Consider the following 15549-nt stretch of genomic DNA (forward strand, 5'->3'; position numbering starts at 1 on the left):
TCAGGCTTCCTGCTTCTTCAGCATGGCCAGGCTGAGGCCGGTGAATGCGGCGAAGAAGCCCAGCAGGATCAGGCACTGCGGCCACAGTTCGCGCAGGCCCAGCGCCTTGGTGAAGGTGCCCACCGCAATATCGAGAAAGTAGCCCGCCGGGAACAGCTGGCCCATTACTGCCGCTGCACCGTCCAGCGACGAGCGTGGCACGATCAGGCCGGAAAACTGGATGGTCGGCAGGCTGGTGATGATCATGGTGCCAAGGATGGCGGCGATCTGGGTGCGAGTGAAGGCCGATATCAGCAGGCCCAGGCTGGTGGTTGCCAGCAGGTATGCCACGCCGCCACAGGCCAGGGCCAGCACGCTGCCCTTGAGCGGTACGGCGAACAGCCAGCGGTTCATCGCCACCAGCAGCGCCAGGTTGACCAGGCTCACGGCCAGGTAGGGCATCTGTTTGCCGAGCAGGAACTCCAGGCGGGTGAGCGGTGTGGCGTAGAAGTTGGTGATGGCGCCAAGCTCCTTCTCGCGGACGATGCCCAGCGCCGTAAGCATGGCTGGGATGAAGGCCAGGATCAGTGCCATCACACCCGGGCCGATGGCATTCACGCTGACCACGTCCTGGTTGTAGCGAAAACGTGTTTCCAGGCGCACCAGGTCCTGGCGTGGCTGTGGCTGTCTGCTGGCCTTCGCCAGCTGTTCGAGGTTGGCCTGGTGCACGGCTTCCACGTAGTTGCGGCTGGTTTCGGCACGGAACGGCATGCCGCCGTCGAGCCAGGCGGCCACCACCGGTTGGCGACCGGCATACAGGTCGCGGCCAAAGCCGGGCGGAATTTCCAGCGCCAGCTTGATTTCCGAGCGCTGCAGGCGCTGGTGCATGTCGCGGGCGTCGCTGATGAGCGGTTGCTCGGCGAAATAGCGAGAGCCACGGAAGGCTTCGAGGTAGGCGCGGCTTTGCGGGCTCTGGTCCTGGTCGTATACGGCGAAGGCGAGGTTTTCCACATCCAGCGAAATGCCGTAGCCAAAGATCACCATCATGAACATCGCGCCCAGCAGGGCAAATGCCAGGCGCACCTTGTCGCGCAGCAATTCCTTGCCCTCGCGGCTGGCCACGGCCAGCAGGCGCCGCAGACTGAAGCGCTGGCGTAACGCTGGTACTGGCGTGGCAGCCTGCTCCAGCACGCTGGTGTCGGTGGCTTGCGGGGCCAGCTCCTGGGCCTGTTCCAGGCAGCGTACGAACGCGTCTTCCAAGGTGTCGCCCTGGTATTGGCGTTGCAGGGCATCGGGTGTGTCGCAAGCCAGTACCCGACCGGCATGCATCAGTGAGATGCGGTCGCAGCGCTGGGCTTCGTTCATGAAGTGGGTGGACAGGAAAATGGTTACGCCCTGCCCGCGCGACAGTTCCACCAGCAGGCGCCAGAAGTCGTCGCGGGCGGCCGGGTCGACACCGGAGGTGGGTTCGTCGAGGATCAGCACTTCCGGACGGTGCAATACCGCGACCGCCAGCGACAGGCGCTGGCGCAGGCCGAGGGGCAGGGCGCCGGACGGCTGGTCGGCAATGGCGCCGAGGTCGAAGCGCTCGATCAGCTCATCGATGCGTTGGGCGGTTTCTGCCTTGGGCAGGTCGAACAGGCGCGCGTGCAGGGTCAGGTTCTGCCGGGTGCTGAGTTCACCATACAGCGAAAAACTCTGCGACATGAAACCGACCCGCTTGCGTGTGGCCAGGTCGCTGGCATCCACCGGGCGGCCAAGCAGGCTGGCGCTGCCCTCACTGGCCGGCATCAGCCCGGTGAGCACTTTCATGGTGGTGGTCTTGCCGCAGCCGTTGGAGCCTAGAAAGCCGAAGATTTCCCCGCGGCCAATGGCGAAACTCACCTTGTTCACCGCCGTGAAGTCGCCAAAACGCAAGGTCAGGTCATGGGCCTCGATCGCCACCGGGCCGTCAGACGCCGGACGTGGCGGGATCCTCAACGGCGGGTGTTGCGCCTTGCCCGTGCCCTGGTAATGGGTGAAGGCGTCATCCAGCTTGCCGCTGGGGGTGGCCGCAGCCAGTTCGTGGCTAGGCCCGGCGGCCAGCAAGCGGCCGCCATCGAGCATCAGGCAATGTTCGAACTGTTCGGCTTCCTCCATGTAGGCGGTGGCCACCAACAGGGTGAGCTGCGGGCGTTGTGCGCGAACCTGTTCGATCAGCTTCCAGAAGCGCCGCCGTGACAGCGGGTCGACGCCGGTGGTCGGCTCATCGAGGATCAGCAGGTCCGGCTCGTGGATCAACGCGCAACACAGGCCCAGTTTCTGTTTCATGCCGCCTGACAACTTGCCCGCCGGGCGCTCGGCGAAGCGCTGCAGGTCGGTAGCCTGTAGCAGTTTGGCCATGCGCTGCTCGCATTCACGGCGGCCCAGGCCGAAAAGGGTGGCAAAAAAGCGGATGTTCTCGCTGATCGACAGTTCTGGATAGAGGTTGTTGCCCAGCCCTTGCGGCATGAACGCCACTTTAGGGTACAGCGCCGCGCGGTGGTGTCGCTGGCGGATTGAACCACCCAACACCTGCAGTTCACCCTTTTGCAGGCGCTTGACCCCGGCGATCAGGCCCAGCAGCGTCGACTTGCCAGCCCCGTCCGGGCCGATCAGCGCGCAGCGAGTGCCGGCTGGCAGGCTGAAGCCGACGGTTTGCAGGGCAACCAGGTCGCCATAGCAATGGCTGATGCCTTCAGCCAGCAGTGCCGGGGTGTTCATTGCAGGCTGGCCGGCCAGTCGACCTCAGCCGTGCGTACATAGCCGGCGCCTGGCATGCCCGGTTTGGCCTGCGGCACGGCGCCCGGGTCACTCAGGCGCAGTTTCACCCGGAACACCAGCTTCTGCCGTTCGTCGCGGGTTTCTACCTGTTTGGGGGTGAACTGGGCCTTGGCGGCGACGAAGGCTACCTTCGCCGGCAGCGCCTGCTCGGGCAGGGCGTCGAGCACGATGCGTGCCTGATCGCCGACTGTCAGGCGACCGCTGGTAGAGGCCGGCAGGTACAGGTTCATGTACTGGTCGCTGGGGTCGATCAGCATCAACACGCGACCGCCGGCACCCAGTACTTCACCGGGTTCGGCCAGGCGCAGTTGGATGATGCCGTCGATGGGCGCACGCAGGCTGCTGTCGTCGATCTCGCTGCTGAGCTGCGCCACCTGCGCCTCGGCAGCACCGATGGCAGCCTTGATGGCGGCCAGTTGCGCGCGAGCGGCGACTACCGCTGCGTTTGCCGTGTCGAAGCGCGCCTGTTGCTGGTCGAGCAACTGCTGGCTGGCATATTTGCGCTGGAAAATCTCGCGCACACGCTTGAGTTCCTGGCTGGCCAGCAGCAGTTCGCTCTGGCGCAACTGCACGCTGGCCTGGGCGGCGGCGTAGTTTTCGCGCGCGCGCAGCACTTCGGCCTCGGCCTGGCTGCGTTGGGCTTCCATGGTGCGCGTATCGATACGTGCAAGCAATTGCCCGCGGGTAACCTTGTCGCCTTCATCGACCAGCACTTCGGCCAGGCGGCCGGGGATTTTGCTGGCGATTTGTACTTCGGTGGCTTCGAGGCGGCCGTTGCCCATGCTCAGGCCTTCAGGCAACTGGTCGTGCAGCGACTTCCAGTACCCCAGCCCGGCGGCCGCCGCAAGCAGGGCCAGCAGCGCGATGGCGAAGATTCTGGGAGCGTATCGGTTCATCGTTCTGCATCCTTGCGGTCATGCACACTCCATCATGGTCTGCGGCCATAATTGGTGTGTTGATATCGGTCAAGTCCATGACTGGGCCGCAGGGCGGCCCGTTTGGTTTATGACCTTAGCCGCAGTTTCAACGCAACGCGACAATCACCGCCCATTGCTCCGCAGTCACCGGCATCACCGACAGACGGCTGCCCTTCTGTACCAGCGGCAAGTCGGCCAGGCCGGCCTGCTGTTTCAGCCAGCCCAGTTCCAGCACCCGTGGCAGCGTCTGCACATGGGCCACATCCACTGCACTCCACGGGTTCTTTTCCGGCGTGGCCTTGGCGTCGTAATAAGGACTTTGCGGGTCCAGTGCGGTCGGGTCCGGATAGGCCGCGCGGGTGATTCTGGCAATGCCGGCAATGCCCGGTTGCGGGCAGCTGGAGTGGTAGAAGAAAAATTCGTCGCCAACGCTCATCGCGCGCAGAAAGTTACGTGCCTGGTAGTTGCGCACGCCGTCCCAGCGCGCTTCGCCGAGGCGGCCAAGGGCTTCGATGGAGAGCTCGTCGGGCTCGGACTTCATCAGCCAGTAGGCCATGAAAGTGCTCCTGAAAAAGTTTGAAATAACCTGTTGCACGAAACCGACAGCCGGTTGACGTCAAGGTTTGCGTGTAGACGCAGGTTGTCGGAAAATGCGCCCCGATAAAAGCGCGATGCTCCGGCGGTACCCAGAAAATCGCCGAGTACTGAACAGTTTGCCGGGGGGGCAATCTTCGATGAATCAACGCAACAAGCCAGACTTGCTGTGGGTCCTGGTGTTCATTTTCGGCCTGGGCGTGGTCACTACCGGTTATGCGCAAGGGTTCTGGGAGCGCAAGCTGGACAACGCCTACCAGATGCCAGTCGACGCCAGCCAGCCACAACGTTGATACCCCTCGCTGGCACCCTTCAGCGTGGTGCCAGGTACCAGCCACGGTCCGAGACGGTGCCCTGCAGTGGAACATCCCAGCTGGCCTGGGCCAGTCGCTCGACCTTCTGGCATTCATGCGCCAGCCCTAGCAGCAATGGCTTTTTCCAGGTCTGGCGACGCGCCTGGTAGGCCAGGCTGCGATCATAGAAGCCGCCGCCCATTCCCAGGCGCCCGCCCACTTCATCGAAACCGACCAGCGGTAGCAGAATCAGGTCCAGCGCCCAGATCGGGCGTTGGCGCTTGCGCTCGGTGACAGGCTCGGGAATGCGAAAGCGGTTGGGCAGGAGTTTTTCACCCTGTTCGAAGCGCTGGAATACCATCCGTGTGCGTGGCCAGGCGTGGAGTACCGGCAGGTAGACACGCTTGCCACGGCGCAGGGCCTCGCGCAGCAGCAGGGCAGGGTCGATCTCGCCGTCATTGGGCAGGTACAGGGCAATGTGCCGGGCCCGGCGGAACAGCGGGTGTTGCGCCAGCTGACGATACAGGCCGACAGCGGCCTGGCGTTGCTGGGCCGGGGTCAGGGCGCGGCGGGCATTGCGCAGCAGGCGACGAAGCTGCGGGCGGGTGAGCGGCGCGGTGTCGGTCATGGCACGAGCGGTCCCAAGTGCGTTGGCCGGCATGGCCGGCCAAAACGAATTGCCCGCCGGTAGAGGCGGGCAAGAGAATTCAGGCTCCCCGACAAGACCGCTATCGGTGTAGCCCTTGAACCCGAAAGTTCAAGGTGGAGATTGCAGGGGGCGTTAAGGCTTTCCGTCGGGCGGACATGCACACCGGCCCCAGCGTGCAACCCCCGTGGTTGTGCGTATCGGCTCAGGGACATAACCGACTGGCGCATCCCCCAGGGAGTGGCGCCAGTATACCAACCTCAGCCGATTTTGGTATCCGCATCGTCGGACAGCGCCTGGTCGACCCGCTCCAGCAGGTCGCGCACCTGTTCGCGGGTGGTGCCGCCAGCCGGCGCATCGTTGCGCTCGTCCTGGCGGTGCAGCATTTCGTGGGTGATGTTCAACGCAGCCATGACCGCGATGCGGTCGGCGCCGATCACCTTGCCGCTGCTGCGGATCTCGCGCATCTTGCCGTCCAGGTAGCGCGCCGCGCTGACCAGGTTGTTGCGCTCTTCCGGCGGGCAGATGATCGAGTATTCCTTGTCGAGGATCTGCACGGTGACGCTATTGCTTGAACTCATGAGTCTTGCTCCAGAGCCTTGAGGCGTAAAATCATCGACTCGACCTTGCGCCTGGCGATCTCGTTCTTTTCGATGAGGTGGGCGCGCTCTTCGCGCCAGGATTTTTCCTGAGCTACTAGGAGTGCATTTTGCCGTTTTAGTTGCTCGACGCGTTGGATCAGCAACTCGAATCGGCTCATCAGTGCCTGCAGGTCGTTCTCTTGCGTGGGTTGCACTCGATTCGCTCCGTCGTTGAGTCACCGTGGCGATGTGATGCCTCTGCCCGGGTGGCGACGGCCAGTGCCGATGGTCTTGGCGCGCCTGCCGGTGCTAGGATACAAGGTCTCCATTCTAGTCATTGCGCCGTCTGGCGCCTAGCTGCCCATGCCCAATACCCAATCGCCTTACGTTGCCTTCGCCATGCTGCTGTCCAGCAATGGCCATCCTGTCACCCCGGCCGAACTGCACGGCCTGCTGATCGGCCGCAGTTGCGCCGGTGCCGGCTTCGACGCCGAAGGCTGGCTGGCCGATGCCGCCCAGCTGCTGGAAACCGAGCCTGGCGACACTGTGCGCAACGCGCTGGTCGGCCTGCAGGAAATGGTCAAGGGCGAGCTGACCAGCGACGACATGGCGATCGTCCTGCTGCTGCCTTCCGACGACGCCGCCCTGGGCGACCGCGCCACCGCGCTGGGCCAGTGGTGCCAGGGTTTCATTACCGGGTTCGGTCTGAATGCCGGTGGCAAGGACCTGTCCAGCGAGGCCAAGGAAGTGCTGCAGGACCTGGTGGCCATCTCCCAGGTCCAGGAAGCCCTCGAAGAGTCCGAAGACGGCGAGAGCGACTACATGGAGGTCATGGAGTACCTGCGTGTGGCGCCGTTGCTGCTGTTCTCCGAGCTGGCCAAGCCGGCCGCTCCCGCGCCCAAGCCATCGTTGCACTGATCAACCGGGGTAGTCTGCCCATGAGCCACATTCCCAAGGCCGAATATGCCCGTCGGCGCAAGGCGCTGATGGCGCAGATGGTCCCCAACAGCATCGCCATCCTGCCCGCCGCCGCGGTTGCCATCCGTAACCGCGACGTCGAGCACTTGTACCGCCAGGACAGCGACTTCCAGTACCTCAGCGGCTTCCCCGAGCCGGAGGCGGTGATTGCGCTGATTCCGGGGCGCGAGCATGGCGAATACGTGCTGTTCTGCCGTGAACGCAACCCCGAACGCGAACTGTGGGATGGCCTGCGCGCCGGCCAGGAGGGCGCGGTGCGCGACTTCGGCGCCGACGACGCTTTCCCCATCACCGACATCGACGAGATCCTGCCGGGCCTGATCGAAGGCCGTGAGCGGGTCTACAGCGCCATGGGCAGCAACCCTGAATTCGACCGCCGGCTGATGGACTGGATCAACGTGATCCGCTCCAAGGCACGCCTGGGCGCCCAGCCGCCGAACGAGTTCGTTGCGCTGGATCATCTGCTGCACGACATGCGTCTGTATAAATCAGCGGCGGAAGTGAAGGTGATGCGCGCTGCCGCAGACATCTCGGCACGCGCCCACGTGCGGGCCATGCAGGCCTGTCGAGCCGGGCTGCATGAATACAGCCTGGAAGCCGAACTGGATTACGAGTTCCGCAAGGGCGGGGCGAAGATGCCGGCCTACGGCTCGATCGTCGCGGCCGGGCGCAATGCCTGCATCCTGCATTATCAGCAGAACGACGCCCCGCTCAAGGATGGCGACCTGGTGCTGATCGACGCCGGCTGCGAGATCGACTGCTACGCCAGCGACATCACCCGTACCTTCCCGGTCAGCGGGCGTTTTTCGCCCGAGCAGAAGGCCATCTACGAGCTGGTGCTCAAGGCCCAGGCCGCGGCGTTTGCCGAGATCGCCCCGGGCAAGCACTGGAACCACGCCCACGAGGCGACCGTGCGGGTCATCACCGAGGGCCTGGTGGAACTGGGCCTGCTCGAAGGCAAAGTGCAGGAGCTGATCGACAGTGAGGCTTACCGCGCCTTCTACATGCACCGCGCCGGGCACTGGCTGGGCATGGATGTGCACGACGTGGGCGAGTACAAGGTCGGCGGCGAATGGCGGGTGCTTGAACCCGGCATGGCGCTGACCGTCGAGCCGGGCATCTACATCGGTGCCGACAATCAGGCCGTGGCGAAGAAGTGGCGCGGCATCGGTGTAAGAATCGAGGACGATGTGGTAGTGACCAGGCAAGGCTGTGAAATCCTGACTTCGGGTGTGCCGCGCACGGTCGCCGAGATCGAGGCGCTGATGCAGGCTGCGCGCAAGGACGTCGCATGAACCGGATGAACCTGGCGATCATCGGTGGCGGCCTGGTCGGGGCAAGCCTGGCGCTGGCCCTGCAGGCCGGGGCCAAGGCGCGCGGCTGGAATATCCTGCTGATCGAGCCGTTCGCCCCCGGCGACAGTTTTCAGCCCAGCTACGATGCGCGCTCGTCGGCGCTGTCGTTCGGCACCCGGCAGATCTACCAGCAGTTGGGCTTGTGGCAGGTGATCGAGCGCCGCGCCGAGCCAATCCGGCAGATCCATGTTTCCGACCGTGGCCGCTTCGGCGCTACTCGCCTGGATGCCCAGGAAGAAGGCGTGCCGGCGCTGGGCTACGTGGTGGAGAACGCCTGGCTGGGCCAATGCCTGTGGCAAGGGCTGGACAGCGAAGTGGTGAGCTGGCGCTGCCCGGCGGAAGTGACCTCGATGCAGGCAATCGAAGGTGGCTACCGGTTGATGCTGAACGACGACACCACGCTGGAATGCGACCTGGCGGTGCTCGCCGACGGCGGTCGCTCCGGCCTGCGTGAACAGCTGGGCATCCATGTGCGCCACACGCCATATCAACAAAGCGCGTTGATCGCCAATATCACCCCCGGCGAGGCCCACGGCGGCCAGGCCTTCGAGCGTTTCACCGAAGACGGCCCCATGGCCTTGCTGCCGATGCCGGAAAACCGTTGCGCCCTGGTCTGGACCCGCCAGGGCATGGATGCGCGGCGCCTGGCCGATATCGACGAGCGCCATTTCCTGCGCGAGTTGCAGGCAGTGTTCGGCTACCGCCTGGGCGCGCTGCGCCAGGTCGGCGCGCGGCACCTCTATCCGCTGTCGCTGATCGAGTCCGAGGAGCAGGTGCGGCCGCATCTGGTGGTGCTGGGCAACGCCGCGCACAGCCTGCACCCCATCGCCGGGCAGGGCTTCAACCTGTCGCTGCGTGACGTGCAGGCGCTGGCCGAGGCACTGCTGGCCGGCCCGCAGCGGCCTGGCGACCTGACCACCTTGCTGGCTTATCAGCAGCGCCAGCGCCTGGACCAGGCCCTGACCATCGGTTTCTCCGATCAGGTTACCCGCCTGTTTGGCAGCAGCCAGCCGTTGCTGGCTGCCGGACGAAACTTCGGGCTGCTCGGGCTCGACCTGCTGCCGCCGGCGAAAAGCTGGTTTGCCCGCCAGGCCATGGGCCTGGGTACCCGCCCCGATTCGCGGGGGCAGCCATGACCGGTGATGCGCGCCGGCTGGCGCGCCGCGCGCGCCTGTTGCGCTGGCGCCTGAACCTGTTCCCGCCGCACCTCGGTGCCGGTATCCGCGTGCAGCACATCAGCGCAGACCTGCGTAGCGTCAAGGTAGCGATGAAGCTGACCCGCTGGAACCGCAACTACGTCGGTACCCAGTGCGGCGGCAGCCTGTACGGCATGGTCGACCCGTTCTACATGTTGTTGCTGATCGAGCAGCTGGGACGCGACTACATCGTCTGGGACAAGGCCGCCAGCATCGATTTCATTTCACCGGGCAAAGGCCCGGTGTATGCCGAGCTCCACGTCGATGACGCGTTGCTGGACGAGATCCGTCAGCAGACCGCCACCGGCAAGAAGTGCCTGCCGCGGCTGCAGGTCGATATTCGCGACGGCGCCGGCGAGCTGGTGGCGCGGGTCGATAAAACCCTATATGTGCGGCTCAAGCCGCAAGCGAGGCTGGCGTAAGGCATGGAAATGCGCGCAGATTTGTTGATTGTCGGTGCCGGTATGGTCGGCAGCGCCCTGGCTCTGGCGTTACGCCACAGCGGCCTGCAAGTCCTCTTGCTCGACGGTGGCCCGCTGGCGGTCAAGCCGTTCGATGCCCAGGCCCCGTTCGAACCGCGTGTCAGCGCGCTGTCGGCGGCCAGCCAGCGCATCCTCGAGCGCCTGGGTGCCTGGGATGGCATTGCCCGGCGGCGTGCCACGCCGTACTCGGACATGCATGTATGGGATGGCAGCGGTACCGGCCAGATTCACTTCTCGGCCGCCAGCGTGCATGCCCAGGTACTTGGCCATATCGTCGAGAATCGGGTGGTGCAGGATGGCCTGCTGGAGCGCCTGCATGACAGCGACATCGGTCTGCTGCCCAACGCGCGGCTTGAACAGCTGCGCCGCTCGGGCGATGAATGGCTGCTGAGCCTGGCCGATGGCCGCCGGCTGCGCGCGCCGCTGGTGATTGCGGCCGACGGCGCCAACTCGGCAGTACGGCGCCTGGCTGGCTGCGAAACCCGCGAGTGGGATTACCTGCACCAGGCCATCGTCACCAGCGTGCGCTGCAGCGCCGGGCACCAGGCCACGGCCTGGCAGCGGTTCACCGATGAAGGGCCGTTGGCGTTCCTGCCGTTGACCCGCGATGGCCAGCAGGACTGGTGCTCGATCGTCTGGTCGACTACGCCGGAGCATGCCGAGCAGTTGATGGCATTGGATGAAGTGGCCTTCGTGAAGGCCCTGCAGCAGGCGTTCGAGGGGCGCCTGGGGGATGTGCTGCAGGCCGACCCGCGGGTGTGCGTGCCACTGCGCCAGCGCCATGCCAAGCGCTATGTGGATGAAGGCCTGGCCTTGATCGGCGATGCTGCGCATACCATTCACCCGTTGGCTGGGCAGGGTGTCAACCTGGGCTTTCTCGATGCTGCCGTGCTGGCCGAGGTGCTGATCAGTGCCTGCGAGCGTGGCGAGCGGCTGGCGGATGTGAAGGTGCTCAGCCGTTACGAGCGCCGACGCATGCCGCACAACCTGGCGCTGATGGCAGCGATGGAAGGGTTCGAGCGGTTGTTCCAGGCCAATCCGCTGCCGTTGCGCTGGTTGCGTAACACTGGCCTGAAGCTGGTGCAACAGATGCCGGAGGCCAAGGCGCTGTTCGTGCGCCAGGCGTTGGGCTTGAGTGGTGATCTGCCGGAATTGGCCAAGGCTTGAGATTGTCGGGGCCGCTTTGCAACATCCAGTAACGGCTAGGTAGATGAGCCGGAAAATGGGATTCACTACCATTTGCGCCTCTCACACGATCCGAGGAGCGCTTTCCATGTTGCCACGCAAGCCCCTACTGGCCGCCCTGGCCCTGACATTGTTGGGCGGCACTGCCCAGGCGGCGGAAGAAGTGGTGGTGTACTCCTCGCGTATCGACGAGCTGATCAAGCCGGTGTTCGATGCCTATACCGCCAAGACCGGGGTGAAGATCAAGTTCATCACCGACAAGGAAGCCCCGCTGATGCAACGCATCAAAGCCGAGGGTGACAACGGCGTGGCCGACCTGCTGCTGACCGTCGATGCCGGCAACCTGTGGCAGGCCGAGCAGATGGGCATCCTGCAGCCGATCAAGTCCGAGACCATCGACCAGAACATCCCGCCGCAGTACCGCGCGTCGTCGCATGACTGGACCGGCCTGAGCCTGCGCGCGCGCACCATCATCTATTCCACCGAGCGGGTCAAGCCGGAGGAGTTGAGCACCTATGAAGCGTTGGCCGACAAGCAGTGGGAAGGCCGCCTGTGCCTGCGTACGGCGAAGAAGGTGTACAACCAGTCGCTGACTGCCACCCTGATCGAGACCCACGGCGAGGCGAAGACCGAGCAGATCGTCAAAGGCTGGGTCAACAACCTGTCCACCGACGTGTTCTCCGATGACAACGCAGTCATCCAGGCCATCGAGGCCGGCCAGTGCGATGTGGGCGTGGTAAACACCTATTACTACGGTCGGCTGCACAAGCAGAACCCGGAACTGCCGGTGAAGATCTTCTGGCCCAACCAAGGGGACCGTGGCGTGCACGTGAACCTCTCCGGCATCGGCCTGACCAGGCATGCGCCACACCCGGAGGCGGCGAAGAAGCTGGTGGAATGGATGACCGGTGAAGAGGCGCAAAAGCTGTTTGCCGACATCAACCAGGAGTTCCCGGCCAACCCGAAGGTCAAGCCATCGGACGAAGTGGCAGCGTGGGGGAGTTTCAAGGCCGACAGCATTCCGGTGGAAATCGCCGGCAAGCGCCAGGCTGAAGCGATTCGCTTGATGGACCGGGCTGGCTGGAACTAAGCGCCAGGCTTTATCCTTCAGGGGCCTGCAAGGGCCTCCTCGCGGCTAGTTACGCTCCCGCAGGAACTGCACAGGATTCAGGCATTGTGCGTTCCCTGTTGGAGCGGGTCCTAGCCGCGAACGACCGCACAGCGGTCGCCATCGCACTCGAGAATTCAGCCTTGCCCCACACCCCGCAACGCCGCTGGTACCTCCCGGTCGTCCTGACCGCCGCCCTGGTGCTCCTGCCCCTGAGCGTGCTGCTGCTGTCGTGGCAGTCGATCGACCTGCAGATCTGGTCGCATCTGCTCGACACCCAGATGAGCCGCCTTTTGGGCAATACTTTGACGCTGGTGGCGGGTGTTGGCATTGGCGTCACCCTGCTGGGCGTCAGCCTGGCCTGGCTGACCAGCCTCTGCGAGTTCCCCGGTCGGCGCTGGCTCGATTGGGCGCTGATGCTCCCGTTCGCGATTCCTGCCTACGTGCTGGCGTTCGTCTTCGTCGGCCTGCTGGACTTCGCCGGCCCGGTGCAAAGTGCCTTGCGCGAGGTGTTCGGGCCCATGCGCCTGCCGCGGGTGCGCTCCACCGGTGGGGTGATCATCGTGCTGGTGCTGGTGTTCTACCCCTATGTCTACCTGCTGGCGCGCACTGCCTTCCTGGCCCAGGGCAAGGGCCTCATGGAGGCGGCCCGGGTGCTCGGTCTGTCGCCCTTGCAAGCCTTCTGGCGCGTGGCGCTGCCCATGGCGCGGCCGGCTATCGGTGCCGGGATCGCCCTGGCGCTGATGGAAACCCTGGCGGATTTCGGTGCCGTGGCGGTGTTCAACTTCGACACCTTCACCACCGCCATCTACAAGACCTGGTACGGCTTCTTCAGCCTGTCCAGCGCAGCCCAGCTGGCCAGCCTGCTGCTGCTGGCGGTGATGCTGGTGCTGTACGGCGAACGCCGGGCACGGGGCGCCAGCCGCAGCGGCAATGAGCGGCCGCGCGGCCAGGCGCTGTACCACCTGCGCGGGGTCAAGGCGTTGCTGGCCAGTGGCTGGTGCCTGCTGGTGTTTGCCTGCGCTTTCATCATCCCGCTGCTGCAACTGCTGACCTGGTTCTGGCAGCGTGGTCGACAGGACCTGGACGAGCGCTATGTCGGCCTGGTCCTGCATACCCTGTACCTGGGCGGCATGGCGGCACTGGTTACGGTGAGCGTGGCGCTGCTGCTGGCCTTCGCAAGGCGCCAGGCGCCGACGGGGACTATTCGCGCTGGAGTCGGGCTGGCCAACCTGGGCTACGCCTTGCCCGGGTCGGTGCTGGCGGTGTCGATCATGCTGGCCTTCAGCTACCTCGACAACCAGCTGGTCATCCCGCTGTCCAGCTGGCTGGGTGGGGCCGGCAAGCCGCTGTTGCTGGGCAGTCTTGCCGCTTTGCTGCTGGCGTATCTGGTGCGCTTCATCGCGGTGGCCTACGGGCCGCTGGAAAGCAGCCTGGAGCGTATCCGTCCGTCACTGCCCGAGGCGTCGCGCAGCCTGGGTGTCGGAGGCGTGGGATTGTTTTTCAAGGTGTATCTGCCGCTGCTGGTACCGGGTGCCCTCAGCGCCGCCTTGCTGGTATTCGTCGATGTACTCAAGGAAATGCCGGCGACCCTGCTGATGCGCCCGTTCGGCTGGGACACCCTGGCCGTGCGGGTGTTCGAGATGACCAGCGAGGGTGAGTGGGCGCGTGCATCGCTGCCGGCGCTGACCCTGGTGCTGGTGGGACTGCTGCCGGTCATCGGCCTGATCCGCCGTTCGGCCCGTCGACCCGGTCACAGTCGCTAAGGGTGTCAGCCCGCGCCCTTGCGGCTACAATGCGCGGCACTCGCGCGGCGGGTCCTACACAAGAAGAGCTGACGACCTAACGTCATCGACCGCCGCCGCTTCGCCACGCCCGGAAGGAGAAACCCATGGGACAGCGCACGCTTTTGTATGACCTGCACCTGGCGCTGGGCGCCAAGACGGTCGATTTCGGTGGCTGGGACATGCCCCTGCACTATGGCTCGCAGGTCGAGGAGCACCATCAGGTGCGCAGCGATTGCGGGGTATTCGATGTTTCCCACATGACCGTGATCGATGTCGACGGCAGTGACGCTACTGCCTGGTTGCAGCGCCTGCTGGCCAACGATGTAGCCCGCCTCGACGATATCGGCAAGGCGCTGTACAGCCCGCTGCTGCAGGAGCAGGGCACTGTCATCGACGACCTGATCGTCTACCGCACCGAAACCGGCTACCGTCTGGTCACCAACGCCGCCACCCGGGCCAGGGTACTCGATTGGCTGGCAATACAGCGTACCGGTTTTGCCGTGGATTTTCGGGTCCGCCCTGACCTGGCCATCCTCGCCATCCAGGGGCCGCATGCGCGCGAGAAGGTGGCCGCCTTGCTCAGCCCCGCGCGCGCCGCGCTGATTCGCGAACTGCGCCCGTTCGAGGGCATTGCCGAAGGCGACTGGTTCATTGCCCGCACCGGTTATACCGGTGAAGACGGCCTGGAGATCATTCTTCCTGGCGAGCAGGCCGTGGCCTTCTTCAACGACCTGGTCGGCGCCGGTATTGCCCCAAGTGGCCTTGGCGCCCGCGACACCCTGCGCCTGGAAGCCGGCATGAACCTGTACGGCCAGGACATCGACGAAACGCACACACCGCTTACCTCCAATCTGGGCTGGAGCATTGCCTGGCAGCCAGCCGAGCGCAACTTCATCGGCCGCGCCGCCCTGCTGGCGGAAATCGAACAAGGTGTGCAGGAAAAACTGGTCGGCCTGGTACTGGAGGAGCGCGGCGTATTGCGCGCCCACCAGGTGGTCCGGGTGGCGGGGATTGGCGAAGGGGAGATCACCAGTGGTAGTTTCTCGCCTACGCTGAGCAAGTCCATTGCCCTTGCACGCGTACCCATGGCCACCGGCGACCGGGCCGAGGTGGAAATTCGCGGTAAGTGGTACCCGGTGCGGGTGGTCAAACCGACCTTCGTGCGCCACGGCAAGATCCTGATCTGAACCATTTATAACCGGCGGGCGTACCGCTGAGCCAATCGAGGAATTCAAGACATGAGCGATATCCCTAGCGACCTGCGTTTTGCCGAAAGCCATGAGTGGGCCCGCCTGGAAACCGACGGCACCGTGACCGTGGGTATCAGCGACCACGCCCAGCAAGCCCTGGGTGACGTGGTATTCGTCGAACTGGCCGAGGTCGGCAAGGTGTTCGGCGCTGGCGACGCTGCCGGTGTGGTCGAATCGGTGAAGGCCGCCTCGGACATCTACGCCCCGGTGGCTGGCGAAGTGATCGCGGTCAACGATGAGCTGGCCGACAGCCCGGAACTGCTCAATGAGAACCCTTACGGGGCGTGGATCTTCAAGCTGAAGCCAAGCGACCTGGCCGAGCTGGACAAGCTGCTGGATGCTGCAGGCTACAAGGCAACGATTGGCGAGTAATCGAGGGATTCTTGGGGCTGCGAA

The 15549-nt window shown here is 64.8% G+C and carries 16 protein-coding genes and 1 other RNA gene; 10 read left to right on the forward strand and 7 right to left on the reverse strand.

Features of this window, described 5'->3' with window-relative positions:
• The 3 genes from rbbA to B4L76_RS11355 form a co-directional block, all read right to left on the reverse strand.
• Complete coding sequence (gene rbbA, locus B4L76_RS11345) at positions 1–2721, reverse strand: ribosome-associated ATPase/putative transporter RbbA (RefSeq protein ID WP_296232532.1); 2721 nt, start codon at positions 2719–2721, stop codon at positions 1–3.
• Complete coding sequence (locus B4L76_RS11350; protein ID WP_296232533.1) at positions 2718–3677, reverse strand: HlyD family secretion protein; 960 nt, start codon at positions 3675–3677, stop codon at positions 2718–2720. The genes rbbA and B4L76_RS11350 overlap by 4 nt, the downstream gene beginning before the upstream one ends.
• A gap of 127 nt (positions 3678–3804) precedes the next feature.
• Complete coding sequence (locus tag B4L76_RS11355) at positions 3805–4254, reverse strand: EVE domain-containing protein (RefSeq protein WP_296232534.1); 450 nt, start codon at positions 4252–4254, stop codon at positions 3805–3807.
• Positions 4255–4432: 178 nt separating this feature from the next.
• On the opposite strand from B4L76_RS11355, the gene B4L76_RS11360 reads away from it, so the two are divergent.
• Positions 4433–4585 (forward strand): hypothetical protein, encoded by a 153-nt coding sequence (locus tag B4L76_RS11360; RefSeq protein WP_170033651.1) that lies wholly within the window; start codon positions 4433–4435, stop codon positions 4583–4585.
• A 19-nt stretch (positions 4586–4604) separates the two neighbouring features.
• Here B4L76_RS11360 and B4L76_RS11365 read toward each other — a convergent pair whose 3' ends face one another.
• The 4 genes from B4L76_RS11365 to B4L76_RS11380 all read right to left on the reverse strand — a co-directional run bounded on the left by B4L76_RS11365 (position 4605) and on the right by B4L76_RS11380 (position 5991).
• On the reverse strand, positions 4605–5213 hold the full coding sequence (locus tag B4L76_RS11365; protein ID WP_296232537.1) for a 5-formyltetrahydrofolate cyclo-ligase: 609 nt from the start codon (positions 5211–5213) through the stop codon (positions 4605–4607).
• Between the two features lie 81 nt (positions 5214–5294).
• A non-coding RNA gene (gene ssrS / locus B4L76_RS11370) (6S RNA) lies at positions 5295–5474 on the reverse strand.
• Between the two features lie 17 nt (positions 5475–5491).
• Complete coding sequence (locus B4L76_RS11375) at positions 5492–5812, reverse strand: cell division protein ZapA (protein ID WP_296232539.1); 321 nt, start codon at positions 5810–5812, stop codon at positions 5492–5494.
• Positions 5809–5991 carry a TIGR02449 family protein gene (locus tag B4L76_RS11380; protein ID WP_170034340.1) on the reverse strand — a complete coding sequence of 61 codons (183 nt, stop codon included), beginning with the start codon at positions 5989–5991 and terminating at the stop codon, positions 5809–5811. The genes B4L76_RS11375 and B4L76_RS11380 overlap by 4 nt, the downstream gene beginning before the upstream one ends.
• Positions 5992–6175: 184 nt before the next feature.
• On the opposite strand from B4L76_RS11380, the gene B4L76_RS11385 reads away from it, so the two are divergent.
• The 9 genes from B4L76_RS11385 to gcvH all read left to right on the forward strand — a co-directional run bounded on the left by B4L76_RS11385 (position 6176) and on the right by gcvH (position 15525).
• Positions 6176–6730 (forward strand): YecA family protein, encoded by a 555-nt coding sequence (locus B4L76_RS11385; protein WP_225779697.1) that lies wholly within the window; start codon positions 6176–6178, stop codon positions 6728–6730.
• 20 nt (positions 6731–6750) lie between these two features.
• A complete protein-coding gene (gene pepP, locus B4L76_RS11390; protein ID WP_296232540.1) occupies positions 6751–8085 on the forward strand; it encodes a Xaa-Pro aminopeptidase in 1335 nt (444 codons plus the stop codon).
• Positions 8082–9281, forward strand: coding sequence for a 2-octaprenyl-6-methoxyphenyl hydroxylase (gene ubiH, locus B4L76_RS11395; RefSeq protein ID WP_296232541.1), 1200 nt, complete (start codon positions 8082–8084; stop codon positions 9279–9281). Before pepP ends, ubiH begins: the two co-directional genes overlap by 4 nt.
• Positions 9278–9763, forward strand: coding sequence for a DUF4442 domain-containing protein (locus B4L76_RS11400; RefSeq protein WP_296232542.1), 486 nt, complete (start codon positions 9278–9280; stop codon positions 9761–9763). The genes ubiH and B4L76_RS11400 overlap by 4 nt, the downstream gene beginning before the upstream one ends.
• A gap of 9 nt (positions 9764–9772) precedes the next feature.
• Positions 9773–10990 (forward strand): 2-octaprenyl-3-methyl-6-methoxy-1,4-benzoquinol hydroxylase, encoded by a 1218-nt coding sequence (locus tag B4L76_RS11405; RefSeq protein WP_296232545.1) that lies wholly within the window; start codon positions 9773–9775, stop codon positions 10988–10990.
• Between the two features lie 106 nt (positions 10991–11096).
• Positions 11097–12098 (forward strand): extracellular solute-binding protein, encoded by a 1002-nt coding sequence (locus B4L76_RS11410; protein WP_296232546.1) that lies wholly within the window; start codon positions 11097–11099, stop codon positions 12096–12098.
• A 161-nt stretch (positions 12099–12259) separates the two neighbouring features.
• Positions 12260–13882: an ABC transporter permease gene (locus tag B4L76_RS11415; protein ID WP_296232548.1), complete on the forward strand. Its 1623-nt coding sequence runs from the start codon at positions 12260–12262 to the stop codon at positions 13880–13882.
• A gap of 125 nt (positions 13883–14007) precedes the next feature.
• Positions 14008–15090, forward strand: coding sequence for a glycine cleavage system aminomethyltransferase GcvT (gene gcvT, locus B4L76_RS11420; protein WP_296232550.1), 1083 nt, complete (start codon positions 14008–14010; stop codon positions 15088–15090).
• Positions 15091–15141: 51 nt separating this feature from the next.
• The gene (gcvH, locus tag B4L76_RS11425) at positions 15142–15525 is read left to right on the forward strand and encodes a glycine cleavage system protein GcvH (protein ID WP_296232551.1); all 384 of its coding nucleotides are present in this window, start codon (positions 15142–15144) and stop codon (positions 15523–15525) included.
• The last annotated feature ends 24 nt before the right edge of the window (positions 15526–15549 follow it).

Source organism: Pseudomonas sp. UBA4617, assembly GCF_002386445.1.
In the GTDB taxonomy this organism is placed as follows: Bacteria; Pseudomonadota; Gammaproteobacteria; order Pseudomonadales; family Pseudomonadaceae; genus Aquipseudomonas.